20 protein-coding genes are annotated in these 25,315 nt (G+C 69.1%); 11 read left to right on the top strand and 9 right to left on the bottom strand.

The features are described from left to right. The first annotated feature begins 331 nt into the window (after positions 1 to 331). Positions 332 to 2,425: an AsmA family protein gene (locus HLH21_RS02540; RefSeq protein WP_182940729.1), complete on the top strand. Its 2,094-nt coding sequence runs from the start codon at positions 332 to 334 to the stop codon at positions 2,423 to 2,425. A 94-nt stretch (positions 2,426 to 2,519) separates the two neighbouring features. On the opposite strand, the gene HLH21_RS02535 is transcribed toward HLH21_RS02540, so the two are convergent. Both HLH21_RS02535 and HLH21_RS02530 read right to left on the bottom strand, forming a co-directional pair. Next, the gene (locus tag HLH21_RS02535) at positions 2,520 to 3,119 is read right to left on the bottom strand and encodes a GNAT family N-acetyltransferase (protein ID WP_264811518.1); all 600 of its coding nucleotides are present in this window, start codon (positions 3,117 to 3,119) and stop codon (positions 2,520 to 2,522) included. Between the two features lie 103 nt (positions 3,120 to 3,222). After that, positions 3,223 to 4,149 (bottom strand): aminotransferase class IV, encoded by a 927-nt coding sequence (locus HLH21_RS02530; RefSeq protein WP_182940727.1) that lies wholly within the window; start codon positions 4,147 to 4,149, stop codon positions 3,223 to 3,225. 291 nt (positions 4,150 to 4,440) lie between these two features. Between HLH21_RS02530 and HLH21_RS02525 the strand changes: the two genes are divergently transcribed. The 8 genes from HLH21_RS02525 (at position 4,441) to HLH21_RS02490 (ending at position 13,230) form a co-directional block, all read left to right on the top strand. After that, positions 4,441 to 4,935, top strand: coding sequence for an Hsp20/alpha crystallin family protein (locus tag HLH21_RS02525; RefSeq protein WP_182940725.1), 495 nt, complete (start codon positions 4,441 to 4,443; stop codon positions 4,933 to 4,935). A 110-nt stretch (positions 4,936 to 5,045) separates the two neighbouring features. Continuing rightward, the gene (locus HLH21_RS02520; RefSeq protein WP_182940871.1) at positions 5,046 to 6,068 is read left to right on the top strand and encodes a dipeptidase; all 1,023 of its coding nucleotides are present in this window, start codon (positions 5,046 to 5,048) and stop codon (positions 6,066 to 6,068) included. A gap of 60 nt (positions 6,069 to 6,128) precedes the next feature. Then, positions 6,129 to 7,430, top strand: a complete 1,302-nt coding sequence (ahcY, locus tag HLH21_RS02515) for an adenosylhomocysteinase (protein WP_182940723.1) — start codon at positions 6,129 to 6,131, stop codon at positions 7,428 to 7,430. Positions 7,431 to 7,487: 57 nt separating this feature from the next. Further along, positions 7,488 to 7,871, top strand: coding sequence for a DUF3597 domain-containing protein (locus tag HLH21_RS02510; RefSeq protein ID WP_182940721.1), 384 nt, complete (start codon positions 7,488 to 7,490; stop codon positions 7,869 to 7,871). Between the two features lie 10 nt (positions 7,872 to 7,881). Then, positions 7,882 to 9,255: a nucleobase:cation symporter-2 family protein gene (locus HLH21_RS02505; protein ID WP_182940719.1), complete on the top strand. Its 1,374-nt coding sequence runs from the start codon at positions 7,882 to 7,884 to the stop codon at positions 9,253 to 9,255. A gap of 13 nt (positions 9,256 to 9,268) precedes the next feature. Next, the gene (locus HLH21_RS02500; RefSeq protein ID WP_182940717.1) at positions 9,269 to 9,775 is read left to right on the top strand and encodes a nucleoside deaminase; all 507 of its coding nucleotides are present in this window, start codon (positions 9,269 to 9,271) and stop codon (positions 9,773 to 9,775) included. 84 nt (positions 9,776 to 9,859) lie between these two features. Then, positions 9,860 to 10,918 carry a CorA family divalent cation transporter gene (locus HLH21_RS02495; RefSeq protein WP_373319545.1) on the top strand — a complete coding sequence of 353 codons (1,059 nt, stop codon included), beginning with the start codon at positions 9,860 to 9,862 and terminating at the stop codon, positions 10,916 to 10,918. Positions 10,919 to 11,037: 119 nt separating this feature from the next. Beyond that, positions 11,038 to 13,230 (top strand): amylo-alpha-1,6-glucosidase, encoded by a 2,193-nt coding sequence (locus HLH21_RS02490; protein ID WP_182940713.1) that lies wholly within the window; start codon positions 11,038 to 11,040, stop codon positions 13,228 to 13,230. A gap of 45 nt (positions 13,231 to 13,275) precedes the next feature. Here HLH21_RS02490 and HLH21_RS02485 read toward each other — a convergent pair whose 3' ends face one another. Both HLH21_RS02485 and HLH21_RS02480 read right to left on the bottom strand, forming a co-directional pair. Continuing rightward, on the bottom strand, positions 13,276 to 14,097 hold the full coding sequence (locus HLH21_RS02485) for an ABC transporter ATP-binding protein (protein WP_182940711.1): 822 nt from the start codon (positions 14,095 to 14,097) through the stop codon (positions 13,276 to 13,278). Positions 14,098 to 14,101: 4 nt separating this feature from the next. Further along, positions 14,102 to 14,968 (bottom strand): ABC transporter permease, encoded by an 867-nt coding sequence (locus tag HLH21_RS02480; protein ID WP_182940709.1) that lies wholly within the window; start codon positions 14,966 to 14,968, stop codon positions 14,102 to 14,104. A 306-nt stretch (positions 14,969 to 15,274) separates the two neighbouring features. Between HLH21_RS02480 and HLH21_RS02475 the strand changes: the two genes are divergently transcribed. Both HLH21_RS02475 and HLH21_RS02470 read left to right on the top strand, forming a co-directional pair. Further along, positions 15,275 to 16,618, top strand: a complete 1,344-nt coding sequence (locus HLH21_RS02475; protein ID WP_182940707.1) for a lytic transglycosylase domain-containing protein — start codon at positions 15,275 to 15,277, stop codon at positions 16,616 to 16,618. Positions 16,619 to 16,653: 35 nt separating this feature from the next. After that, positions 16,654 to 17,241 (top strand): peroxiredoxin, encoded by a 588-nt coding sequence (locus HLH21_RS02470; RefSeq protein ID WP_182940705.1) that lies wholly within the window; start codon positions 16,654 to 16,656, stop codon positions 17,239 to 17,241. Between the two features lie 139 nt (positions 17,242 to 17,380). Here the strand turns inward: HLH21_RS02470 and HLH21_RS02465 are convergent, their stop codons facing one another. From HLH21_RS02465 to HLH21_RS02445, 5 genes are all read right to left on the bottom strand, one after another. Continuing rightward, positions 17,381 to 17,890 carry a hypothetical protein gene (locus HLH21_RS02465; RefSeq protein WP_182940703.1) on the bottom strand — a complete coding sequence of 170 codons (510 nt, stop codon included), beginning with the start codon at positions 17,888 to 17,890 and terminating at the stop codon, positions 17,381 to 17,383. 82 nt (positions 17,891 to 17,972) lie between these two features. After that, on the bottom strand, positions 17,973 to 18,878 hold the full coding sequence (locus HLH21_RS02460; RefSeq protein WP_182940701.1) for a L,D-transpeptidase: 906 nt from the start codon (positions 18,876 to 18,878) through the stop codon (positions 17,973 to 17,975). Between the two features lie 186 nt (positions 18,879 to 19,064). Then, positions 19,065 to 20,807: a dihydrolipoyl dehydrogenase gene (gene lpdA, locus HLH21_RS02455; protein WP_182940868.1), complete on the bottom strand. Its 1,743-nt coding sequence runs from the start codon at positions 20,805 to 20,807 to the stop codon at positions 19,065 to 19,067. A gap of 72 nt (positions 20,808 to 20,879) precedes the next feature. Further along, the gene (gene odhB, locus HLH21_RS02450; protein WP_182940699.1) at positions 20,880 to 22,151 is read right to left on the bottom strand and encodes a 2-oxoglutarate dehydrogenase complex dihydrolipoyllysine-residue succinyltransferase; all 1,272 of its coding nucleotides are present in this window, start codon (positions 22,149 to 22,151) and stop codon (positions 20,880 to 20,882) included. Positions 22,152 to 22,322: 171 nt separating this feature from the next. Beyond that, on the bottom strand, positions 22,323 to 25,199 hold the full coding sequence (locus HLH21_RS02445; protein WP_182940697.1) for a 2-oxoglutarate dehydrogenase E1 component: 2,877 nt from the start codon (positions 25,197 to 25,199) through the stop codon (positions 22,323 to 22,325). Between the last annotated feature and the right edge of the window lie 116 nt (positions 25,200 to 25,315).

Raw genomic sequence — 25,315 nt, 5'->3', positions numbered from 1 at the left:
TTCGCATGAACAATCCACGCCTCGGGCGGACATCGCGTTACGCGCTATCATGCCTCGCCGGCAAAGCTTAGCACCGATATCCCCTGCCCCGCATCGGGGATCGCGATCACAATGCGGCGTTTCCGCCCTCCGGCGCACCTGTGTCTTTGCTGTCATCGGATGGCCGGGCCCGCGCCGCGAGACGCAACCCGTTGCGATCCCAATGCGTTAGACATGGGACGCACATGCAACACCGGCCGCCCTACGGCCCGGCCCGCCATCCTTCCGTCCCGCGAGACAGGCGGCACGCGACGCATGACGGGCCCCGACGCAGATGGAAGGCGGTCCCGCCATGGCCGATGTCCACCCCTCCTCCCGATTTCGCACAGGCAGGATCCTTGGCATCGGCCTCGGCGCGCTGCTCCTGATCGGCGTCCTGGTCGTGCTGCTGTGGTCGTGGGACTGGTTCGTGCCGATGGTCAATTCCCGCGCCAGCGCCGCGCTGGGCCGCCCGACCACGATTTCCCATCTGCATGTCCGGCTGGGGCGCGTCGTCACGGCCACGGTCGACGACCTGACCATTGCCCAGCCCACGGGGTTCGAGGACGAGAAGCAGCCCTTCGCCACCGCGCGCCATGCCAGCGTTTCGTTCGACGTCTGGCGCTATATCCGCCATCGCGCGGTCACGCTGCCCCTGGTCGCGTTCGACGCCCCCAGGCTGGACGTCGTCCGCCGCGCCGACGGCAGCACCAACGTCGCATTCGGCGCATCGAAAGGCCCCGGCGGGGCGCCCGCCCTTCCCGATATCGGGGAATTACGCATCACCGACGGCCAGGCGCGGGTCGCCGATGCCCGGCTGCGCGCGGACATGATGCTGGCGGTGCACACCACGCCGCCGCACGATGGCGAACGGGGCCAGATCGTCGCCGACGCGCGCGGCCGCTATGCCGCGCAGCCGATCGACGGACATTTCGTCGGCGGCGCGCTGCTCACGCTGCTCGATACCGCGCATCCCTACCCCGTCGACCTCACCGTGCATAACGGACCGACCCTGGCCACGCTGAAGGGCAGCATCGTCAATCCGCTGAAATTCGAAGGCGCGCAGCTCTCCCTTCATTTTTCCGGCCCCGACATGTCCCTGCTCTACCCGCTGACCGGCATCCCCATCCCCCGGACGCCCGATTATTCGGTCACCGGCACCCTCGATTACGACCGCAAGACCATCCGCTTCGGCAACCTGCGCGGAAAAATGGGGTCGAGCGACCTGGACGGCGCCCTCACCGTCGATCCCCGGCCCGCCGTGCCCTTCGTGCAGGCCACCCTGCATTCCCGGCGCGTCGATCTGGTGGATCTGGGCGGGTTCATCGGGGCCAACCCCGACAGGACGCCCACGGCGGCGGAGAAGAAAGCCGCCGAGGCCGACCCGAACGTGCTGCCCGACACGCCGATCAACATCCCCAAGCTGCGCGCAATCAACGCGCATCTGCTCTATCGCGGCGACCATATCGAAAACCGCCGCACGCCGCTGGACAATATCGACGCCGACATCATCATCCAGGACGGCGCGATCGACGTCCGCCGGCTGAATTTCGCCGTCGGCGCCGGCACATTGGCCAGCGTCATCACCCTGACCCCGACCGACGCCGGCTTCGCCACCCGGATGCGCATGGATTTCGCGCATATCGACCTTTCACGCATCATGCAGGCCGCCACGGGGTCGGGCGCGAAGGGCATCATCGGCGGTCATGCGACCCTCGAGGCCACGGGCAATTCGGTGGCCAGCCTGCTGGCGCGCGGCAATGGCGGGCTGACGCTGGTGCTGGACCAGGGCGGCGACATCTCCGCCCTGGTGCCCGACGTGCTGGGCCTGCAGGTCGGCAACGCGGTCCTGTCCGCGCTGGGCTTCCCCAAGCGGACGGACGTGCAGTGCTTCATCGCCGACCTGCCGCTGCGCGACGGCGTGGTATCGACCAGGACGCTGCTGCTGGAAACCGGCGAGGGCCGCACGCTGGGTCGTGGCACCATCGACCTGCGCCGCAACACCATCGACTATGCGCTGACCACACGCTCGGTCCATTTCTCGGTCGCCTCCCTGCCGGGGCCGTTCCATATCACCGGCCCGCTGAAAAACCCGTCGGTCCTGCCGGGGGCCGAGATCGTCGGCCGCGCGGCGGCCGCCGCCGGGCTGGGCTTTATCCTGCCGCCGCTGGCGCTGCTGCCGACGATCCAGTTCGGGGTCGGCGACACGTCCATCTGCGCCCGCGCCGTCCGCGCGGCCAACGAAAATCCCGCCGCCGGCATCGCGCCCGGTGCGCTCAGCCACCCGCGCGGCGGACGCCGGCCGGCCGGCCCGCGTGCCGCCCCTACGGGGCAAGGCGGCGCCCGGAAGATCGACCCCGCCCACATCCGCGCCGTCTGGGAGGCCCGACAGCGGCAGGGCCGCTAGGGGATATGCGCCAGCCTCAGGGCGCTGCCCTGAAACCCGCCAAAGGGCATCGCCCTTTGGAAACCCAGTCGTTTTATGATCTGGGTCCGGGGCCTCAGGCCAGCAGCGACCGCAGGTGCGAACGCACCGCCGGCCAGTCCGGCGCGGTGATGCTGTACACGCAGGTATCGCGCACCGTGCCGTCCTGGGCCCGTGTATGACGGCGCAGAATGCCGTCCAGCCGGGCGCCGATGCGTTCGATGGCGCGGCGGCTGCGCTGGTTCAGGACATGGGTCCGCAGTTCGACGGCCAGGCAGTCCAGATGGTCGAACGCATGGCCCAGCAGCAGCAGCTTGGCCTCGGTATTCAGGGCCGTGCGCTGCACCGCGCGAGCGTACCAGGTGGAGCCGATTTCCACGCGCGGCCCCGCGATGTCGATATTCATGAAGGTGGTCATGCCGACGATGCGCCGGTCGGGCAGGCTGACGACGGTGAAGGGCAGCATCGTGCCCACGTCCGCCAGGCGCAGACGCCGGGCGATTTCCGCCGCCATGCCGTCGGGGTCGGGCACGCTCGTGAACCACAGCTCCCACAGCGACCCGTCCCGTGTGGCCTCGACCAGCCCGTCATGATGGGCGGGCGACAGCGGAACAAGCTGGACATGTGTCCCGGTCAGGGTGACGGGGGACAGGCGGCGCGGCAGGCAGTCGGACACGGAAGCGGCTCCGGAAAAGGGAATCCCGGCGATCCTAGGACATTGCGGCCTGACGGACAGAGCCGGTTGTCCGATTTCCGCCAGACCACCTGGGCCGGCCGCCTCAGGGCGCCGCGTCGCCGTAATCGACCGGGGTCGCGTGCCAGCCTTGCGCGCGCTTCGCCCAGAACAGGTCGCGCAGCCGCATCGAGACCGGCCCCGGCCGGTCGTCACTCAGCACGATGTCGTCGATACGCGATACCGGCATGATTCCGCCGGCGGTGGTGGAGAGGAAGATTTCCTCCGCGCCGCGCAGTTCCTGCGCCGTCACCGGCCGTTCGCAGTACTCCAGGCCCAGGTCGCCGCACAGTTCGGCGACCGACGCGCGCGTGATCCCTTCCAGCGCGCCCCGGTCGGGCGTCACCACCGCCCCGGCGATCACGGCGAAGACGTTGAACCCCGCGCCCTCGGTGACATGGCCGTCGGCATCCAGCAGCACGCAGGTATCGGCCCCCCGATCCCCGGCCTCGAACAATCCCTGCGTCAGGTCGCCCCAATGGAAATTCTTGACGGTCGGGTCCACCGACCGGTCGGGGATTCGCAGGGGGGACGCAATAATCAGATGCGCGCCGCGCGCCTGGACCTCGGGCGAAATGACCCAGACCCACGGAATGGCGAAGGCCGCGATGTAGTTGCGGCAGGACGCCGGATGAAAACGCTGGCCCGGCAGCGGCCGCCCGCGCAGGCAATCCATGGCGACATAGGCGTTCCGCAGTCCGCTGAGGCGGACACATGTGTTGAGGATGGCCCCGATCCGCGCGTCGTCCTCGACGGGGTCCAGGCGCAGGGCCTGCATGGAGCGGCGAAACCGCGCGATGTGATCGTCCAGCCTGAAGAAACTGCCGTTCCAGACGCCGACCACGTCATAGGTGACATCCGACCGCCGGTAGCCCCAGTCGGTGATCGGAATGCGCGCGTCGCGCACCGGCATGAACGCGCCGTCGATATAGGCCGCGCCGTCCGCGAAGGGCGTATCGCGTGTGTCTGTCATTGCTGATCCATCGCTCGGTTCCCCGGGGGCTTCCGTCGCCGCACGATGTCATATTACGCTTCCAGAATAAACGAAATCATGCCGGCGACAGTCGGGGGAAAGGAAAAACCCCGCCTCTTGACACGCTTCATTCCCACCCCAGCTTCCTGAAACCGGACCGCCACTGCGGCCCGGCGGACAGGGGGCGCGCTCTCTGATCGCTTCCTGCCCCGACAGGCCGACGGGCCTGGACGTCGGCGACCACCCTGGCGGCGGTCGCTGGTCCCGGCCCTAACCGAGGGGAACGATCCAATGGCTATGCGTAATCTCATGCCCTGGGGGCGGGACGAGTCCAGGGCCCCGGCCCCGATCCAGGACCGGCAGGGCGGCCCGTTTCTCAGCCTCCACCGGGAAATCGACCGGCTGTTCGACGATTTCATGCAGACCTGGGACCCGCGCGGCCCACGCGGCGGCACCTGGCCCAGCGTCGAGGTCGCCGAGACCGACAACGAAATCCGCGTGACCGCCGAACTGCCCGGCCTGACCGAGAAGGACATCACGCTGAGCGTCGATAACGGCGTGCTGTGCCTGTGCGGCGAACGCCGGCAGGAAAGCGAGGACAAGGCCAGCGGCTACAGCGAGCGGCGCTATGGCCGGTTCGAGCGGCGCTTCACCCTGCCCCACGACGTGAAGGAGGACGAGGCCAGCGCCCGCTTCAACAACGGCGTGCTGACGGTGACGCTGCCCCGCAGCGCCGAGGCCGTCCACGGGCGGCAGATCCCGATCAATGCCGAGACCCAGCACTGAACCGACCCCGCGACAGGTCCGGTGCGATGCGCCCACCCGGGCGCATCGCACCCGGCCGGCGGGCCATCGGCGGCATGGCAGGGCGCGCGGATTGGGACTACAGTGACGGCATGACGGATTCCGACGCCCTTCATCATTCCCTCCTGACGGTCGATACGCATATCGACATTCCCTGGCCCGACCAGGGCGACATCGGGCAGGACACGGACACGCGGCATGTCGATCTGCCGAAGCTGCGGCGCGGCGGCATCTCGGCGGCCTGCCTGGTCGCCTATGTCGGGCAGGGCCCGACGGACGACGTCCGCCACGCGGCGGTGGGGCGGCAGGCGCTGGAGATGCTGGACGCGATCGGGCGGGCCGCCGACACCGGCATGGCGCGGATCTGCCCCCTGGCCGACCAGATCGAGGCCGCGCGCCGCGACGGCGTGACGGCCATCGTCCCGGCGGTCGAGAACGGCTACGCGATGGGCGAGGACCTGTCGCTGCTGGCGCAGTTCCGCGCCAGGGGCGCACGCTACATGACGCTGACCCATAACGGGCACAACGCGCTGGCCGATTCCGCCCGGCCGTCGGCGGCGCTGGGCGACAGCGCCGCGCGGCATGACGGCCTGTCGGGCCTGGGGCGCGAGGCCATCGCCGAGATGAACCGGCTGGGCCTGATGGTCGACGTGTCGCATACCGCGCGCAGCACCATGATGCAGGCCCTGCGCCTGTCGCGCAGCCCGGTCCTGGCCACCCATTCCTGCGTCCGCGCGCTGTGCGACCACCCGCGCAACCTTGATGACGAACAGCTCGACGCACTGCGCGATTGCGACGGGGTGATCCACATCACCGCCGTCGACGCCTTCCTGCGCCCGCGCGACATCCGCCAGCAACGCCCCGTCACGGTGGCCGATTACGTGGACCATGTCGATTACGTGGCACGGCGCATCGGCGTGCGGCATGTCGGCATTTCATCGGATTTCGACGGCGGCGGCAGCATCGAGGGCTGGCGCAACGCGGCGCAATCGCCCGCCCTGACGGCGGAACTGGTGCGGCGCGGCTATGACCCCGCCCAGATCGCGGCGATCTGGGGCGGCAATTTCCTGCGCGTCCTGCGCCGTGCCGAGGCCGTCGCCGGCCAGCCGGCCTAGCCCCCGGGCCGCCAAGCGGCTATATCCCCGGGCCAGATTCATTTGCAGACAGGACAGCACATGACCGCCAGCAGCACCGACTACAAGGTCAAGGACATCTCCCTCGCGGAATGGGGCCGCAAGGAAATCTCGATCGCCGAGGGCGAGATGCCCGGCCTGATGGCGCTGCGCGAGGAATTCGGCGCCAGCAAGCCGCTGGCGGGCGCGCGGATCGCCGGCTGCCTGCACATGACCATCCAGACCGCCGTGCTGATCGAGACGCTGACCGCGCTGGGCGCCACCGTCCGCTGGTCGTCGTGCAACATCTTCTCGACCCAGGACCACGCCGCCGCCGCCATCGCCGCCACGGGCGTGCCCGTCTTCGCCTGGAAGGGCCTGACGGAGGAGGAGTTCTGGTGGTGCATCGAGGCGACCGTGAAGGGGCCGGACGGCTGGACGCCGAACATGATCCTCGATGACGGCGGCGACCTGACCGTGCTGATGCACGACAAGTACCCCGAAATGCTGGCCGACGTGCGCGGCCTGTCCGAGGAAACGACGACCGGCGTGCATCGCCTGTGGGAAATGGCGAAGAAGGGCACGCTGGCCGTCCCGGCGATCAACGTCAACGACAGCGTCACCAAGTCAAAATTCGACAATCTGTACGGCTGCCGCGAAAGCCTGGTGGACGCGATCCGTCGCGGCACCGACGTGATGATGGCCGGCAAGATCGCCGTCGTCGCGGGCTATGGCGACGTGGGCAAGGGCTCGGCGGCGTCGCTGCGTAACGCCGGCTGCCGCGTGCTGGTGACCGAGGCGGACCCCATCTGCGCCCTGCAGGCCGCGATGGAAGGCTACGAGGTCGTGACGATGGAAAATGCCGCCCCGCGCGGCGACATCTTCGTCACCTGCACGGGCAATGTGGACATCATCACCGTCGACCACATGCGCGAGATGAAGCATCGCGCCATCGTCTGCAACATCGGCCATTTCGATTCCGAGATCCAGATCGACGCCCTTCGCAACTTCCCGTGGGACAACATCAAGCCGCAGGTCGACGAGGTCGTCTTCCCCGACGGCAAGCGCCTGATCGTGTTGTCCGAAGGCCGCCTGGTGAACCTGGGCAACGCGACCGGCCACCCGTCCTTCGTGATGTCGGCGTCCTTCACCAACCAGACCCTGGCGCAGATCGAGCTGTGGACCGCGCCCGCCGGCAAGTACGAGCGCAAGGTCTACACCCTGCCCAAGCATCTGGACGAGAAGGTCGCCGCCCTGCACCTGGCCAAGGTCGGCGCCGAACTGACGAAGATGTCGCAGAAACAGGCCGAGTACATCGGCGTTCCGGTCAACGGGCCGTTCAAGAACGACCTGTACCGCTACTAACCGACACCCCGTCCGGCGGCCTCGCGCCGCCGGACGGCCCAGAAGGGAGAGCCGACCATGAGCATTTTCGGCGCCATCATGTCCAAGATCTTCGGCCATGCCGAAGCCGCGGCCACCCCGGCCCCCGCTCCTGCCGCCCCCAGCCCGGTCCCCACCGCGCCGGCGCCCGTCGCCGCCCCCGCCCAGCCCGTCGATGTCGCCGCCATCCTGACCGAACTGGCGGCCAAGGCCGGCCAGCCCCTGAACTGGCGGCAGTCCATCGTCGACCTGCTGAAGCTGCTGGGCCTGGACAGTTCGCTGGCCGCGCGCAAGGAACTGGCGGGCGAGCTGCATTATACCGGCGACATCAGCGATTCCGCCGCGATGAATGTCTGGCTGCACAGGCAGGTCATGCAGAAGCTGGCGGAAAACGGCGGCAAGGTCCCTGACGATCTGAAATGAGCCGACGGACATGACCCGGCGGCCGGCGCGGCACGACCCCGTGGAAGAACGCCTGCCGCCCTGGCGGATGCTGGTCTGCGGCCTGCAACATGTCCTGGTCATCTATGCCGGGGTCATCAGCGTGCCGCTGATCTTCGGCGCGGCGCTGGGGCTGGGTCCGGCACAACTGGTCCTGCTGGTCAACGCCAGCATCCTGACCTCGGGCGTCGCCACGCTGATCCAGACGCTGGGCGTGGGGCCGTTCGGGGCGCGCCTGCCGCTGATCCAGGCGTCGTCCTTCATCGCCCTGCCGCCGATGATGATGATCGCCCGCGATTACGACCTGCCGACCGCCTATGGCGCGGTGATCGGGGCGGGTCTGGCCACCTGCGTGCTGGCCCCGTTCGCCAGCCGCCTGGCCCGTTTCTTCCCGCCCGTCGTCATCGGCAGCGTCATCACCGTGGTCGGGCTGTCACTGATGCCGGCGGCGGCCAACTGGCTGGGCGGCGGCCGGCCGGGCGATCCGGGGTTCGGCGCGCCGGCGCACCTGCTGCTGGGCTTCGCCACCCTGGCGCTGACCCTGCTGATTACCGCGCGGGCCTCGGGTACCGGCCGCACGCTGGCGATCCTGCTGGGCCTGGCCGGGGGCGCCGCCATCGGCGTGCTGACCGGGCAGGCCGATTTCGGCGCGGTCCGCCAGGTGGCCTGGGTCGCCCTGCCGCCGATCCTGCCGTTCGGCCGCCCGGCCTTCCATATCGCGCCGATCCTCATCATGACCGTGGCGATGATGGTGATCCTGGTGGAAACGACCGGCAACTGCCTGGCCGTGTCCCGCCTGGCCGGCCGGGCCGCCGGCCGCGACGTCCTGACGCGCACCTATGCCGCCGACGGGCTGTCGACCCTGCTGGGCGGGCTGTTCGGCGGCACGCCCTATAACGCCTTCGCCCAGAATACCGGCCTGATCGCCCTGACGGGTATCCGCAGCCGCTTCGTCGTCGCGACGGCCGGCGGGCTGATGGTCGCGATGGGCCTGTTTCCCCGCCTGGGGGCGGCGATCGCCTGCCTGCCCCGGCCGGTGCTGGGCGGGTCGGCCATCCTGATGTTCGGCATGACCGCGATGGCGGGCATCCAGGACCTGGCGCGCGTGCGCCTGGGCGGCGGGTCTGGCGGCGGGTCTGGCGCGCTGGTGCCGGCGGTGGCGATCGGCGCGGGCATCCTGCCGATGGCCTGCCCCACCCTGTTCGCGCATCTGCCCGGCCCGCTGCGGATCATGACCGGCAGCGGCGTGTTCCTGGCGGCCTTCAGCGCCGTGAGCCTGAACCTGCTGCTGTCGTCCGGCACGGCGGCGGAGGTGGAGGCCGATGACGGAGACGACCCCGCCACCTTGTCCACCCCGCTGACCTGAGGCCCGCCCCGCCATGCCCAATGCCCCCTCCGCCGCCGACCTGGACCTGCTGCGGCAGGCCATCGCCCTGTCGGAAACCTCCCGCGCCCAGGGGCGGCACCCCTTCGCCGCCCTGGTCGCCGACGCGCGGGGGCGGGTGGTGACCACCGCCCTGAACAACTCCCTGCCGCCCGAGGGCGACCCGACGCAGCATGCCGAACTGCGCGCGGTGGCGCAGGCGGCGCGGATGCTGACGCCGGACGAACTGGCGGGCTGCACGCTGTACACCAGCGCCGAACCGTGCTGCATGTGCGCGGGCGCGGTCTATTGGGGCAATATCCGCCGCGTGGTCTATGCGCTGTCGGAACGCCGGCTGCTGGCGCTGACGGGCGCGCATCCGGAAAACCCGACTTTTTCTCTGCCCTGCTGCGAGATCTTCGCCCGGGGGCAGCACACGACCGAGGTGCTGGGTCCGCTGATCGAGGACGAGGCCGCGCGCCCGCATGCCGGCTTCTGGTGCGACGGGCCGGCCGGGGGCTGACGCCCCTCGCCTCCCCGCCCGGCGCGGGATTGCAACAGGCAGGCGGTCATGGCAAGTGTGCCGTTGCGTCCCGCGCGGTCCCGGATGTCCCCCATGCCCGACACGATTGCCCCGACCGATGTCCCCTATGCCGACGGCCCCCTGGCCGACCCCGCCGACGGCCTGGTCTGGGCGGTGTCGTGCACGCCTGGCCGCCGGCCGGTCCAGTTGTCGTCCCGGCAGGCGGCCCAGCGGCTGGACGGCGAGGCCGCCCCCGAGGCCGACGGGGCATGGACCTGGCTGCATTACGACGTGGTGCATACCGCCAGCCGCGCCCGTGTCGAATCCATCGCCCGCCTGTCCGAAGAAGCCCGCGCCACCCTGACCGGAACCGATCGCGGCACCCGGCTGGAAGCCGAGGACGACCTGGTCTATGGCGCGCTGCCCGCCTTCGACGACAGCATGTCCGACGATGACACGAACGTGTCGGCCTGGCGCTTCGCCGTCCTGCCGGACCTGCTGATTACCACCCGCCGGCACCCCGTCCCGGCGCTGGGCGCGGCCTATCGCTGGTTGCAGCGCGACGAGGCCCCCCGCACGCCGGCTGAAATCGTGGACCGGACGCTGCTGGAATTCGCCGACAGCGTGCGGCGGAACATCGCGATGCTGGACGATCAGCTTGACCGGGCGGAAGATCTTCTGCTCACACTGGACCAGCATACCGATTTCGGCCGCATCAGCGGCCTGATCGGCAAGGTGCGACGCCGTTCGACGGAACTGCGCCGCGTCATTTCCCCGGTCGACCGGATTTTCCACAGCGAGGATCTCGAATTGCCGGAATGGGCCGAGGACGATATCCGCGACCGGTCGCAACGCCAGATCCACGCGGCCCTGGACGACCTGCTGGCGTTGCAGGACCGCGCGCGCTCGCTACAGGACGAACTGGCCTCGGGCCAGGCGGAGGAAACCAACCGGCGCCTGTATACCGTGTCGGTCGTGACCACGCTGATGCTGCCGGCCACATTCGTGACCGGTTTCTTCGGCATGAATACCGGGGGGATGTTCCTCGCCAGCGGGGCGATGGGCACCGTCGAGGCCGGGGGCGTGTGCTTCCTGTTCATGGTCATCACCTGGCTGCTGCTGAAATTCGCCAAGCTGCTGTAACCGCCGCGCCCCGATCGCCCCAGCCGGGCATCCGGGGACCCGCCCCAATCCAGACCAACCCGAACGACAGTCGGAAACCCGGGGCGCCCTGTCCCGGCAACCGTGAAGGGAAGACCAACATGGACAGCCAGACCGACACCGCGCAGCATCTCTCGCCCGACGAACTGGACAGCTTTCCCGTCGCGGCGAAATCGCTGCTGTCCGAACGACGCCTGCATACCCTGAAGCAGGGGGACATGTTCGGCGTGTTCGACCAGACCGGCGACATCCTGTTCGGCGACGGCATCGCCGACGGGCTGTATTTCCACGACACGCGCTATCTGTCCTGCCTGTCGATGACCTTGCAGGGCGAGCGGCCGATCCTGCTGTCGTCCACGGTGCGCGAGAACAACGTGCTGCTGTCGGTGGATCTGACCAACACCGACATCGACGGCCCCGACGGACGGATGGACCACGACCTGCTGCATGTCCGGCGGTCGCGCTTCCTGTGGAACCATGTCTGCTACGAGCGGGTCGAGATCCGCAATTTCGACGTCGAGCCGCGCACGGCGGTGCTGGATATCCGCTTCCTGGCCGATTTCGCCGACCTGTTCGAGGCCCGGGGCTCCACCCGCCCCCGGCGCGGCGCCCAATGCCCGCCCGAGGTCGCGGACAACCAGGTCACGCTGTCCTATGACGGGCTGGACGACCGGCGGCGGACGACGGTGCTGCGGTTCTGGCCGCCGCCGGCGTCGCTGGACGCGCGCCACGCCGCCTACCGGTTCGACCTGCCGCCGGGCAAGCGGGTGCTGGTGCATTTCGAGGTCGCGTGCGACCCCGAGGGCACGCCGGCCCTGCAACCCAACCGGCGCTTCCTGACCGGCGCGGTCGAGGCACGGCGGGCGCTGCGCCTGTCGTCCTCGCGCGCGGCGGCGATCGCGACCTCGAACGAGATCTTCAACGAGGCCATCCGGCGCTGCATCTGCGACATCTACATGCTGCTGACGGACAAGAAGACCGGGCCTTACCCGTACGCCGGGGTGCCGTGGTACAGCACCGCCTTCGGCCGCGACGCGCTGATTACCGCCATGCTGACCCTGTGGCTGGACCCGGAGATCGCGCGGGGGGTCCTGAACTACCTGGCCCGGCACCAGGCCCGCACCGAAGACCCGGCCGCCGACGCCGAACCGGGCAAGATCCTGCACGAGGTCCGGCACGGCGAGATGGCGGAACTGGGCGAGGTGCCGTTCCGCCATTATTACGGCTCCATCGATTCCACGCCCCTGTTCGTCATGCTGGCGGGCCAGTACCTGGACCGTACCGGCGACGTCGCGCTGCTGACCTCGATCTGGCCGAACATCGAGCGCGCGATCGACTGGATCGAGCAGTACGGCGACCGCGACGACGACGGCTTCGTCGAATATGGCCGCCGCAACAAGGACGGGCTGATTAACCAGGGCTGGAAAGACAGCTACGACAGCATCTTCCACGCCGACGGCACCCTGGCCGAAGGGCCGATCGCGTTGTGCGAGGTGCAGGCCTATGTCTATGCCGCGCGCCGCGCCGCCGCCGCCATCGGCCGCCGCCTGGGCAAGACCGCCTATGCCGAACGGCAGGACCATCTGGCCGAAAGCCTGCGCGTCGCCTTCAACGCGCGCTTCTGGATCGAGGATCTGGGCACTTTCGCCCTGGCGCTGGACGGCCGCAAGCAGCCCTGCCGCGTCCGCTCGTCCAATGCCGGGCATATCCTGCTGACCGATATCGCGACGCCCGACCGCATCCCCCGGCTGGTGGCGGGGCTGATGAACCGGTCGTCCTTCACCGGCTGGGGCATCCGCACCATCCCCGAGGGCGAGGCGCGCTATAACCCGATGGCCTACCACAACGGCTCGGTCTGGCCGCACGACAACGCGCTGATCGGACTGGGCCTGGCCCGCCACGGCTATCGCGACGAGGCCGCGCGCCTGTTTCGCGGCATGTTCGACGCCGCCTTCTATACCGACCTGCGCCGCCTGCCCGAACTGTTCTGCGGCTTCACCCGCAACCGGGCGGAAGGCCCCGTCCGCTATCCGGTCGCCTGCTCGCCGCAGGCCTGGGCGGCGGCGACCCTGCCGGCGCTGGTCCAGTCCACCCTTGGGCTGTCCTTCGACCCCGCCACGGTGGCGGTGCATTTCGAACACCCGCGCCTGCCCGATTTCCTGGACGAGATGACCCTGTACAATCTGGAGGTCGGGGGCGACCGGGTGACCGTGCGCCTGGTGCGCGTAGGCGACGAGGTCGCGATCAACGTCGTGGAGCGGACCGAAACGATCCGGGTGCAGATCGCCACCTGACGGCCCATTTCGGGCGTGGCGCGCACCGCCACGCCCGGCATGCGTCTACGAGGGGATTTCAGCGGTGTAGGCGTCCAGGACGGCGCCCGCCGGGCCGTCCATGCGGATGCGTCCATGTTCCATCCACAGCACGCGCGTGCACCATTCCCGCAGGATGGGCAGAGCGTGCGAGGTCAGGACCAGGATGTCCGCCCCGCGGATCACGCCGGTCAGCCGCGCCCGCGCCTTGTCGCGGAACAGCGCGTCGCCGGCCAGGAACCATTCGTCCATCAGCAGCACCTGCGGCGCGATGGCGGTGGCCAGGCCGAAGCTGAGGCGTACCGACATGCCCGAGGAATAGAGGCGGATCGGCAGGTCAAGGAACGGACCGAGTTCGGCGAACCCCTCCACATCCTGTTCCAGCCGGCGCAGGGCGGCGTTGTCCAGCCCCATCTGGCGCGCGCGCAGGACGATGTTCTCGCGCCCCGTCAGTTCCGGGTTCATGCCGGCCGAAGGTTCCAGCAGCGCGCTGACCGATCCGGTGACCGACACCCAGCCGTCCCCGGCCTCGTAGATCCCGGCCAGGGCGCGCAGCAGGGTCGATTTCCCGGCACCGTTGTGCCCGACCAGGCCGATGCGCTCGCCGGGCCGGACGGCGAAGCTGACATCGCGCAGCGCGTGGACCAGAATGCGCGACGGGGTGTCGGCCTGGATCTCGCCCCCCGTACGCAGGCCAGGCGACCGCAGGGCGGCCAGCGGCCGCCGGGCGCGGGCGAACAGCGTCTTCTTCAGCGACCTGGCCCCGCCATGAAAGACCGGGAACGACAGCGACAGGTTCCGGGCCGTGATCGAGGCCTCGGGGCGCGGATGTGCGGGGCGTTGGGACACGGCGCTACACCCAGAACGCCAGTTGCGACCGGCTGCGGGAAAACACGTACAGGGCCACCAGGCACAGCAGCGCGCTGCTCACCCCGGCCTCGGCCCAGATGCGCGGCGCCGGCACCTGGCCCAGCAGCGGGCCGCGCACGACCTCCAGCAGCGGGTAGAAGGGGTTGAGCTCGAACCACCAGTCGCGGCCCTTCAACTGGGAGGCCGACCACATCACCGGGGTCACGTAGAACGCGACCTGCACCACGCTGCCGACGATGGGGGGAATGTCGCGGAAACGCGCGCAGATGCTGCCCAGCAGCAGGGCCGACGCCAGCCCGTCCACCAGCCACAGCGCCACCCCCGGCGCCGCCAGCAGCATCGCCGCGCCATGCCAGATCCCGAACAGCAGGAAGACGCCCAGCGGCACGACGATATTGTGGCCGAAGACGATGGCGTTGCGGACCATCAGGCGCATCGCCTGCAGGAAGAACGGCAGGCGCACCGAGCGGATCGTCCGTTCGGCATCCGTGAAGCAGGTGCAGGCTTCGGCCAGGACGGCGCCCACGCCGACCTGCCACAGGATCATCGACAGGGCCAGGTAGGGCAGGTAGCCGCGCAGGTCCATGTGGAACAGCCGGCCGTAGATCACCCCCATCGCCCCGATCATGACCGCCGAGGACAGGGTCAGCCAGAACGGCCCCAGGGCCGAGCCGCGATAGCGCAGGCGAATGTCCAGCCAGCCCAGCGACAGCGCCAGACGCCACATCGCCAGGCCCGCCCCGATATCCCGCAGGGCGGCGACGACCGGCCGGACCGGCCGGGGCGCCGAGGGGGCGGTGGGCGGACGACACATGCCATCCGGCGCGGGGATCTCTGGCAGGATGCTCATGCCCGTTGGCGTTAGCCGATCGCCCGCCCGCCCGCAACCGCCGCGGAACGGGCCGGATTGGCGGCCCCCGAACGCGCCGCGCGCCAGCCGATGCATGAACGTGACGTTGTTGCGCCAAACTTCGTCCTTATGTAAAGACTTAGGAAGTGTTCCTTTCCATCGGCCTGAACTTCCGGACGGAATCCGAGGCGCAACCGCGATGCAGACCGGCTCTCCGCGCCAGATCCCGACTTTCGCCATAATCGGTCCCGAACGTCTGCCCTCTTCACGGCGTGGCTCCCGCGCCCGTTCCAGATGAGCATCCTGATGACCCGATCCGCACCCGGTTCCGCCCCTCGTCCCCCCCGGCGCCCCAGGGAAACAGCGGTCGAAACAGCGGTCGGAACGGCGGCCCGGGCATGCGGGGCCATCGGGCTGGCCGGCCTGCTGGCGGCCTGCGCGACGGCGCCTGGGCCCGGCCTGCCGGTCACGCAGGAGGCCGCGAATTATCGCGCCCATGCGAAATCCTACTACGCCCCGCCGGGTCCGCCGGACGACCCGTGGGGCCCGTATATCGAGGAAGCGTCCAGACGCTTCGACGTGCCCGACACCTGGATCCGGTCGGTCATGCAACGTGAATCCGGCGGGCAGTTGTTCCGCAACGGGCAGTTCGTGACCTCGGCCCCCGGCGCCATGGGGCTGATGCAGTTGATGCCCCCGACCTATGACGAGTTGAAGGGCGAGTACGGCCTGGGCGACGATCCGTTCAACCCGCACGACAACATCCTGGCCGGCACCGCCTATATCCGGCAGATGTACGACATCTACGGGTCGCCCGGCTTCCTGGCGGCCTACAATACCGGGCCGGGGCGACTGGACGACTTCCTGGTCCACAACCGCACCCTGCCGCGCGAGACCCGCAACTACGTCGCGGCGATCGGCCCGCAGATCGCCGGCATCACGCCCAACGTCCGCTCACAGGCCGACCTGATGGTCGAGGCCCATGACGCGGCGCGCGGCCACGTCTACCTGGCGGCGCAGACCAGCAGCCAGACCCGCTCGGTCCGCATGGCCTGGGCGCGGCGCAACGACCATGGGGCGGGCGACGACAGCCAGCCCATCCAGGTCGCCGAAGCCCCCCCCGAAACCGACCGCGTGCCCGCCCCCGCCTACACCGGATGGAAGGGCATGACCCCCGCCCGCGACGGGTCGCCGGCCGACGACGTGCGCGCCGCCTGGGCCGCGCGGACGAAGCAGGACGGCGGAGCCGAAGCCCCCGCCGCCGCGCCGCCGACCGAAATCGCCGCCGCCCCGCCCCCCGCCCCCATGCCCGCCGACCGGGGGTTCCATCTGGTAAATCCGGCGATGGCCGAGCCCGCGCCGCTGCTGCGCCACGGCAGCATGGCCCCGGCGCCCAGCGACTGGGCGATCCAGGTCGGGGCCTTCGGCACCTCGGCCATGGCGTCGCAGGCCGCGGGCCATGCGCGCACGCGCGCAGCGTCGCTGCTGGGCGCGGCGCGCCCGCAGGTCGCCAGCGTGCAGGTGACGCACGGGCATCTGTACCGCGCGCGGCTGACCGGCCTGTCGCATGACGCGGCGGTCGCGGCCTGCCGCCGCCTGGCGCAGGGCGCGGACAATTGCGTTGTCATTTCCCCCGATTCACGGTCCTGATCGCCGTGTCGTCACCCCGCCCCGGAGGGCGCCTGATGCTTCGTTCCCCGTTTCTGAGACGCTGGACCCGACTGGGCATGGCACTGCCGGCCACAATGGCGATGGCCTTCGTGGCGGCGACGTCGTTCACCCCGGCACGGGCCGCCCTGCCCACCGGCAGCACCGCGCCGCTGTTCGACACCCAGGCCAGCCTGGGCGGCAAGGAATTCCATTTCACGCTGGCCGACGCCCTGCATCGCGGGCCGGTGGTGCTGTATTTCTACCCCGCCGCCTTCACCCGGGGCTGCACCATCGAAGCGCATGATTTCGCCGACGCCATGGACGCGTTCAAGGCGCTGGGCGCCACCGTCATCGGCGTGTCGATGGACAAGATCGAAACGCTGGACAAATTTTCGGTCAGCGAATGCCGCAGCCGTTTCGCGGTCGCCTCCGACGCCACAGGCAAGATCGCGACGGCCTATGATTCCAAGATGCCGCTGGTCCGTTACGCCAGCCGGACATCCTACGTCATCGCGCCCGACGGGCACATCCTGTTCGCCTACAGCGCCATGGCGCCGGCGGGGCACATCACCGGCACCCTGGCGGCGCTGCGGGAGTGGAAGAAGACAGCCGGGGCAAACTGAGCCCGGCACCTGGCAGGATCGGGCTCTGCCCGAACCCGGCAAGGGCCTCGGCCCTTGCATCCCATTCGTTTTGTAAAGTCCTGGGTTTCCAAAGGGCTATGCCCTTTGGTGGGTCAAGGGCAACGCCCTTGCCTTCGCTTCACCGGCCCAAGACCGACAGGCAGCGGTCGCGCAGGCTCCGAAGCCCGCTGTCGCGTACGCGGCGCAGGGCGGCGCGGGCGCGGCGGGCATATCCCTTGATGTCGGGCACTTCGTCATGCCCGAACGGACGGGCGCAGACCGATTGCGGGTCCAGCGCCGGATAGCGGGCATCCAGCGTCCGCAGCACCAGCCGCGCGTCCTGCGGTAACGCCAGCGCCAGCGCCGTCGTCACCTGGGGGCCGCTGTCGGAATCCAGGCCCGGCGCCATCTGAGGCACCAGCGCCATCCAGGCCGGATCGGCCGCCGCGATCCCGGCGGTGACCGTATCGAAGTCGTTGGAATCGTTCAGATTTCCTATAGCCTGCGCCGCACCCTGGGCCTGGATCGCCGCCGCCACCCCGACCGGGGTCGGGTCGCCGGAATCCGGGGGAGCCGCCCACCCCGGCACGGCAGGGGCGGCCAGCAGGGCCGACAGGGTCAGGCAGAGGATCGGTCCAAACTTTCGCATCACATTATCATGAGCGATGCGGACGGGCTTGGGAAGCGAAGGCTGGATTGTTCCGGGAAACGAAAGATCGGGCGGTGCCCGATCACCCGCTGCCGGCCTGGGGTGCGGAATCGACCACCACCAGCTTGTCGCCGGTAATCGGGGTCGGCGTGCGGCCACGGGGCAGCAGCGCGCGGAAGCGGCCGTCATAGCTGGCCGCCTGCTCGTACAGCGCGTCCAGCAGGCCGTGACGATCCATGAAGACGTTCAGCGCCGCGGGAATCCGCACGCAGCCCTCGGATGCCGGGTGGCCGAGGCGGGATTCCAGGAAATCCGGGTCGGTGGCATGGATTTCCAGCCGGATCTGCCCCCTTTCCCGACTGGGCAGCCAGCCTTTCTCGGCCCACTGCCAGCCCATGTCCCACACCCGCATGCCTTTGGCGCCGATGCCGCGAATACCGTTTTCGTTGCGGGTACCCAGCGCGCGATAGCCGAGGCGATCAGGCGAATTCACGAACACGCCGGTGGGGGTGAGGTAATAATATTTGCGTCCTGTCCGCCCGGTCGAGACGCGGGTGCCGCCCAGCACCTGCCACGCCCCCTCCCCCGGCAGGGCCAGGATGAAGCAGACCGTCTGCACACGGGGGTTGCGGTCGACGACCATCAGTACCTGTGCCCGATCGACGATCGCATCCCCCCGCGTAAGCTGGTCCCGGGCCAGGCGGACCCACTCCGCCGCGCGGTCGGGTGGGGGGATCATGAAATGGGGAATGTCGCGCTGCATCGCCGCCGTCAGACGGACGGCCTCGGCCCGTGCCGCGTCGTCATCCAGCGATGGCAGCGGTGGGATGTCGATGGCGGGATTCTGTTCGGCGGGCAAGGCGATGGCGACGGGACCAGGTGCTGGCCCGCCCCCTGGCATGGCCGGCGATCCGGCGTGAACGGGTGGCGCGCAGCCCCCCAGACCGGCGGCCATGATGGCCCCCGCCACCGGATAGACAATCCGCATGCGCCCCTCGCCCCGATTGGCCCTCTGTCATGACGCAGAACGCGCGGCCGCGTTCCCGCCGACAGGCCGGGCGTTGCCCGAACCCACCAGGGCCTGAGGCCCTGGACCCCCATCATGGATACGAATGGGTTTCCAAAGGACTAAGCCTTTTGGCGGGTTCAGGGCAGCGCCCTGAGGCAGGCCGTATCAGATGTGGATCGCGCGCTTTTCCACGTCCAGGGCGGCTTCCTTCACCGCTTCGCTCAGGGTCGGGTGAGCGTGGCAGGTCCGGGCGACATCTTCCGACGACGCGCCGAATTCCATCGCCAGGGTAGCCTCGGCGATCAGTTCGCCCGCACCCGGCCCGATGATGTGCACGCCCAGAACGCGATCGGTCGTGGCGTCGGCCAGAACCTTCACGAACCCGTCGGTCATGCCCATGGCGCGCGCGCGGCCGTTGGCCATGAAGGGGAACTTGCCGACCTTGTAGGCCACGCCGGCGTCTTTCAGATTTTCCTCGGTTTGTCCGACGGTCGCGACCTCGGGCCATGTGTAGATCACGCCGGGGATGGCGTCATAATTCACATGCCCGGCCTGGCCGGCCAGGATTTCCGCCACCGCGACGCCTTCGTCCTCGGCCTTGTGCGCCAGCATCGGGCCGGCGATCACGTCGCCGATGGCATAGATGCCGGGCACGCTGGTCGCGAAATGGGCGTCGGTGACGATCCGGCCGCGCTTGTCCAGCGCGACGCCGGCCTCGGCCAGGCCCATGCCGCCACTGGCCGCCGTGCGGCCGATGGCCAGCAGGACGATGTCGGCCTCCAGCGTCTCGGCCTTGCCGCCGGCGGCGGGTTCGACCGTCAGGATGACGCCCTTGCCGGTCTTCTCGGCCTTGGTGACCTTCTGGCCCAGCTTCATCTGCAGGCCCTGCCTGGTCAGGATGCGCTGGAACTGCTTGGCGATCTCGTCATCCGTTCCCGGCACCAGGCGATCGCAATATTCGATCACCGTGACCTCGGCGCCCAGGCGATGCCAGACGCTGCCCAGTTCCAGCCCGATCACGCCGCCGCCGATCACCACCAGCTTCTTCGGCACGGACGACAGTTCCAGCGCGCCGGTCGAGGTCACGATCGTCTTCTCGTCGACCTCGACCCCCGGCAGGCCGGCGCTGTCGCTGCCGCTGGCGATGACGATGTGCTTGGCCGTCACCGGCTTGCCATCGACGGTGATCCGGCCGGTGCCTTCGATCTTGCCGGTGCCCTTCAGCCAGGTGACCTTGTTCTTCTTGAACAGGAACTCGACGCCCTTGACGTTGGCCTCGACCACCTCGCCCTTGCGGGCCATCATGCGGGCCAGGTCCAGCTTGACGCCGTCGATCAGGATGCCATGCCCGGCATAATCATGCGTCGCGGCATGATAGTTCTCGGACGATTGCAGCAGCGCCTTGGACGGGATGCAGCCGACATTCAGGCAGGTGCCGCCCAGGGTCGCGCGCTTTTCCACGCAGGCCACCTTGAAGCCGAGCTGCGCCGCGCGGATAGCGCAGACATAGCCGCCGGGACCGGCGCCGATGACGATGACGTCGTAATCGGTTTCGGCAGGCGGGGCCACGGCGGGCGCCGCCGCCGCAGCGGCGGGGGCCGGAGCAGCAGCCGTGGGGGCAGCCGGGGCCGCCGCCTTCGGCGCGGGCTTGGCCGGGGCGGCGCCGGCGGCGCCTTCGGTCAGCGTGGTCAGCACGGCGCCGACCTCGACCTCGGCCCCTTCGGCCACCGCGTGGGCGCCCAGCGTGCCGGCCGCGGGGGCCGCGACCTCGACGCTCACCTTGTCGGTTTCCAGTTCAACGACCGGTTCATCGGCAGCAACGCTGTCGCCCGGCTGCTTCAGCCACTTGCCGATCGTCGCGGTGGCCACGCTTTCGCCAAGCGTCGGCACCTTGATTTCAATAGTCATATTCATGTCCTGCATTCGATGCGTCAGATGGATCGGCGGGCCAGGCAAGGGCGCCCGGCCCGGCGCGGCGCATCAGACCTCGAGCAGCAGACGACGCGGATCTTCCACGTTCTGCTTGACGCGCACCAGGAAGCTGACGGCTTCCTTGCCGTCAACGATGCGGTGATCGTAGGTCAGGGCGATATACATCATGGGCCGGATCACCACCTGGCCGCCGACGGCGACCGGACGATCCTGGATGGCATGCATGCCCAGGATGCCCGACTGCGGGGCGTTGACGATCGGCGTCGACATCAGCGACCCGTAGATGCCGCCATTGGTGATCGAGAACGTGCCGCCCGACAGCTCGTCCAGCTTCAGCGACCCGTCGCGCGCGCGCTTGCCGAAACCGGCGATCGCGCTCTCGATGCCCGCGAAGCTGAGCGTGTCGGCGTCGCGGATGACCGGGACGACCAGGCCGTTGGGGCCGCCGACCGCGATGCCCAGATTGACGAATTCGCGATAGATGATGTCGTCACCGTGGATTTCCGCATTGATCGCCGGAAATTCCTTCAACGCCGCGATCGCCGCCTTGGCGAAGATCGACATGAAGCCGAGCTTCACGCCGTTATGCTTCTTCTCGAACGCTTCGCGGTATTCCGCACGCAGGGCCTTGGCCGCGCTCATGTCCACCTCGTTGAAGGTGGTCAGCAGGGCGGCGGTGTTCTGCGCCTCCTTCAGGCGGCGGGCGATGGTGCGGCGCAGGCGCGTCATCTTCACCCGTTCCTCGCGCGGGTCGTCGGTGCGCGGGGCGACCGGGGCCGCGGCCGGGGTGGCTGCGGGCGGCTGCGCCAGGAAGGACAGGACATCGCCCTTGGTGATACGGCCGTCCTTGCCGGTGCCGGTGCCGACCTGGGCCGGGGACAGGCCCTTTTCGACCAGCATCTTCTGCGCCGACGGCATCGGCGCGTGGGCCGCGCCCTGCGCCACGACGTCGGACGGCGGCGTCGCCGGGCGGGCGACCGGGCCGCTGGTCGTCGGCTGGGCCTGGACGCCGGCGGGGGCCTTCGGGGCCTCGGCCGCCTTCCTGGGCGCGGGGGCCGCGGCGGCGGGCTTGGCCACGCCGCTGCCGGCCTCGACCGACGCCAGCACGGTGCCGACCTCGACCTCGTCGCCTTCGGCGACCAGCTGCTGGCCCATCACGCCGGCCTCGGGCGCTGCGACCTCGACGCTGACCTTGTCGGTTTCCAGTTCCACGACCGGTTCATCGGCCGTTACCGCCTCGCCGGGCTTCTTCAGCCATTTCGCAATGGTGGCGGTCGTCACGCTCTCGCCCAAAGTCGGCACCTTGATCTCGGCAGACATCTTCTCTTCCCAATCCCCCTGCCGGACAGATCCGCGTGCGGGGCATGGACCGCGTGTCCCTCGCCCGTCGTCTGCCGGCTTGTGCATTCTCATACCAGACTGATGCCGGAACGGCACGCTGGCCGTCCCGGCGGACTTGCCGTGCCCCGGACCTCCGGCCGGGGCGCCCGTTCACCCGACGCCCAGCGCCTGATTGACCAGCGCCGCCTGTTCGGCGGCATGGATGCGGGCCAGGCCGGTGGCCGGGCTGGCCGCGGCGATGCGCCCGATATAGTCCGGGCGGCCGCCCTTGCGGCCCGCCTGGGCCATCACGCCTTCGATCCGGCGATCGACGAAGCACCAGCCGCCCATGTTCTCGGGCTCTTCCTGGCACCAGACGACCTGGGCCTTGGGGTAGAGCGCCAGTTGCTCGGCCAGCAGCTTTTCGGGGAACGGATAGAATTGTTCCAGCCGCAGGATGGCAACCTTGTCCAGCTTGCGCTCGCGCCGTTCGGCCAGCAGGTCGTAATAGACCTTGCCCGAGCAGATCACGACCCGTTCGACCGCGTCGCCATTGGCGATGGGGTCGATCTCGCCAATGACCGGGCGGAAGCTGGTGCCCGAGGCGAAATCCTCGAGGTTCGAGACCGCCAGCTTGTGCCGCAGCAGCGATTTCGGCGTCATGATGACCAGCGGCTTGCGGTAATCCAGCTTCTGCTGGCGGCGCAGCGCGTGGAAATAGTTCGCCGGCGTGGTGATGTTGCACACCCGCATGTTGTTCTCGGCGCAGAGCTGCAGGAAGCGTTCCAGGCGGGCCGAGGAATGTTCCGGACCCTGCCCTTCGTAGCCGTGCGGCAGCAGCAGCACCAGGCCGGACATACGCAGCCATTTCGTTTCGCCCGACGCGATGAACTGGTCGATGATGACCTGCGCGCCGTTGGCGAAATCGCCGAACTGCCCTTCCCACAGCACCAGGGCGTTCGGATCGGCCAGCGAATAGCCATATTCGAAGCCCAGTACGCCGAATTCCGACAGCAGCGAGTTATAGACCTCGAAGATGCCCTGGCCGGCGTCGATGTTGTTCAGCGGCGCATAGGTGTTCTGGTTGATCTGGTCGATCAGGACGGCATGGCGCTGGCTGAACGTGCCGCGCTGGCAATCCTCGCCGGACAGGCGCACCCGGAATTTTTCCAGCAGCAGCGAACCGAAACCCAGCGCCTCGCCGGTCGCCCAGTCGATGCCTTCGCCCGACTTGAACATCGCGGCCTTTGCCTTGAGCTGTCGGGCGATTTTCGGATTGATGTTGAAATCGGACGGCGCGGTGCTCAGCGCGTCGCCGATCTTACGCAGGGTCTCGACCGCGACGCCCGTGGCGGGCTCGGCGTCGATCTGGCCCACCGGCGGCGGCTTCAGCCCCTCCCACGACCCTTCCAGCCAGTCGGCCTTGTTCGGCTTGTAGGTCTGGGCGGCCTGGTAGGATTCCTCCAGCTTGTTGTGGAAGGCGTCCCACATTTCCGACGCCTGGGCCTCGGTCACCACGCCTTCGCGGACCAGGCGGTCGGCATACAGGGTGCGAACCGTCGGGCGGGCGGCGATGGCCTTGTACATCGTCGGCTGGGTGAAGGCGGGCTCGTCCGATTCATTATGGCCGTGCCGGCGATAGCCGACGACGTCCAGCACGATGTCAGTGGCGAATTTCTGCCGGAAATCGGCGATCAGCCGCGCGCAGTACACCACGGCCTCGGGCTCGTCGCCATTGACGTGCAGGATCGGCGCCTGCACGGCCTTGGCGATGTCCGTGCAGTACAGGCCGGAAAAGGCATGGGCGGAGACGGTGGTGAAGCCGATCTGGTTGTTCACCACGATATGGATGGTGCCGCCGGTGCGATAGCCGATCAGCTGCGACATCGCCATCGTCTCGTACACCAGGCCCTGGCCGGCGAACGCCGCGTCGCCGTGCAGCAGCAGCGCCATGTGGCGGCCGCGGGCATGCGGGTCGTCGCCGTCCTGGGCGGCGCGCACCTTGCCGACCACCACCGGATCGACCGCTTCCAGATGCGACGGGTTGGGCTGGAGCGAGATATGGACGGGGTTGCCATCGATATCGACGTCGGTCGAGGTGCCCAGATGGTATTTCACGTCGCCCGAGCCCTGGACGTCGTCGGGCTTGAAGGACGCGCCGGCGAATTCGCTGAAGATCGCGGTGTAGGGCTTGCGGACCACGTTCACCAGCGTGTTCAGGCGGCCGCGATGCGGCATGCCGATCGCCACCGACTTCACGCCGTCCTTGGCCACCTGGTCGATCACCGCATGCAGCGCGGGGATGGTGACGTCCTCGCCTTCCAGGCCGAAGCGCTTGGTGCCGACATAGCGCTTCTGGCAGAAGGCCTCGAAGCCCTCGGCCTCGGTCAGGTGGTCGAGGATGACCTTCTTCTGCTCGACCGAGGCGCCGGCGCGCCAGTTATCGCCTTCCAGGCGCGCCTGCAGCCAGTTGCGCTGCGCGGGGTCCTGGACATGCATGAATTCGGCGCCGATCGGACCGCAATAGACCAGGCGCAGCGCGTCGAGCACCTGCGCGATGGTCGCGGTCCGCGTCCCGATCAGGTTGGCGACGATATGTCCCAGATAGATGGGCCGGTCGAGATCCTGCGGCCCGAACCCGTAGGTCGCCGGGTCCAGGTCGGCATGGGGCTTGGGGATCTGCAGGCCCAGCGGGTCCAGCCGGGCTTCCAGGTGGCCGCGCACGCGATAGGCGCGGATCAGCTGCGTCGCGCGCAGGCTGTCGTCGGCGGCCGCATGCAGGCTTTCGACCGAAACCGGGGCGCCCGCCGCCGCCTTCGCCGCGACCGGGGCCACCTCGCCGCCGTCGATCATCGACAGGCGCGGCGACCACGAGGCCCCTTCGGCGTCGTGCAGGACCGCGGCGCCTTCTTCGTCCATCGCCGCGAACAGGGAGGCGAAGGAAGGATCGACGCTGCCGGGATCGGACACCCAGCGGGCGTACAGTTCGGCCAGGTAGGCCGTGTTGGCTCCGCTGAACGCGGTCGACAGGATATCTACGCCCGCCATCTTGAAGACATCTCCTCACTGACGGCCTTGCTGGCCGCGTCATTGTCCGATCGCGCCCCGTAGCCGCCGATCATGACGGAATTCGGGACACAAACCGGTTGTGCTCTCAACCCTAG

Source organism: Gluconacetobacter johannae (genome assembly GCF_014174305.1).
Lineage (GTDB): Bacteria > Pseudomonadota > Alphaproteobacteria > Acetobacterales > Acetobacteraceae > Gluconacetobacter > Gluconacetobacter johannae.
This window is presented reverse-complemented; position numbering and strand designations above follow the sequence as displayed.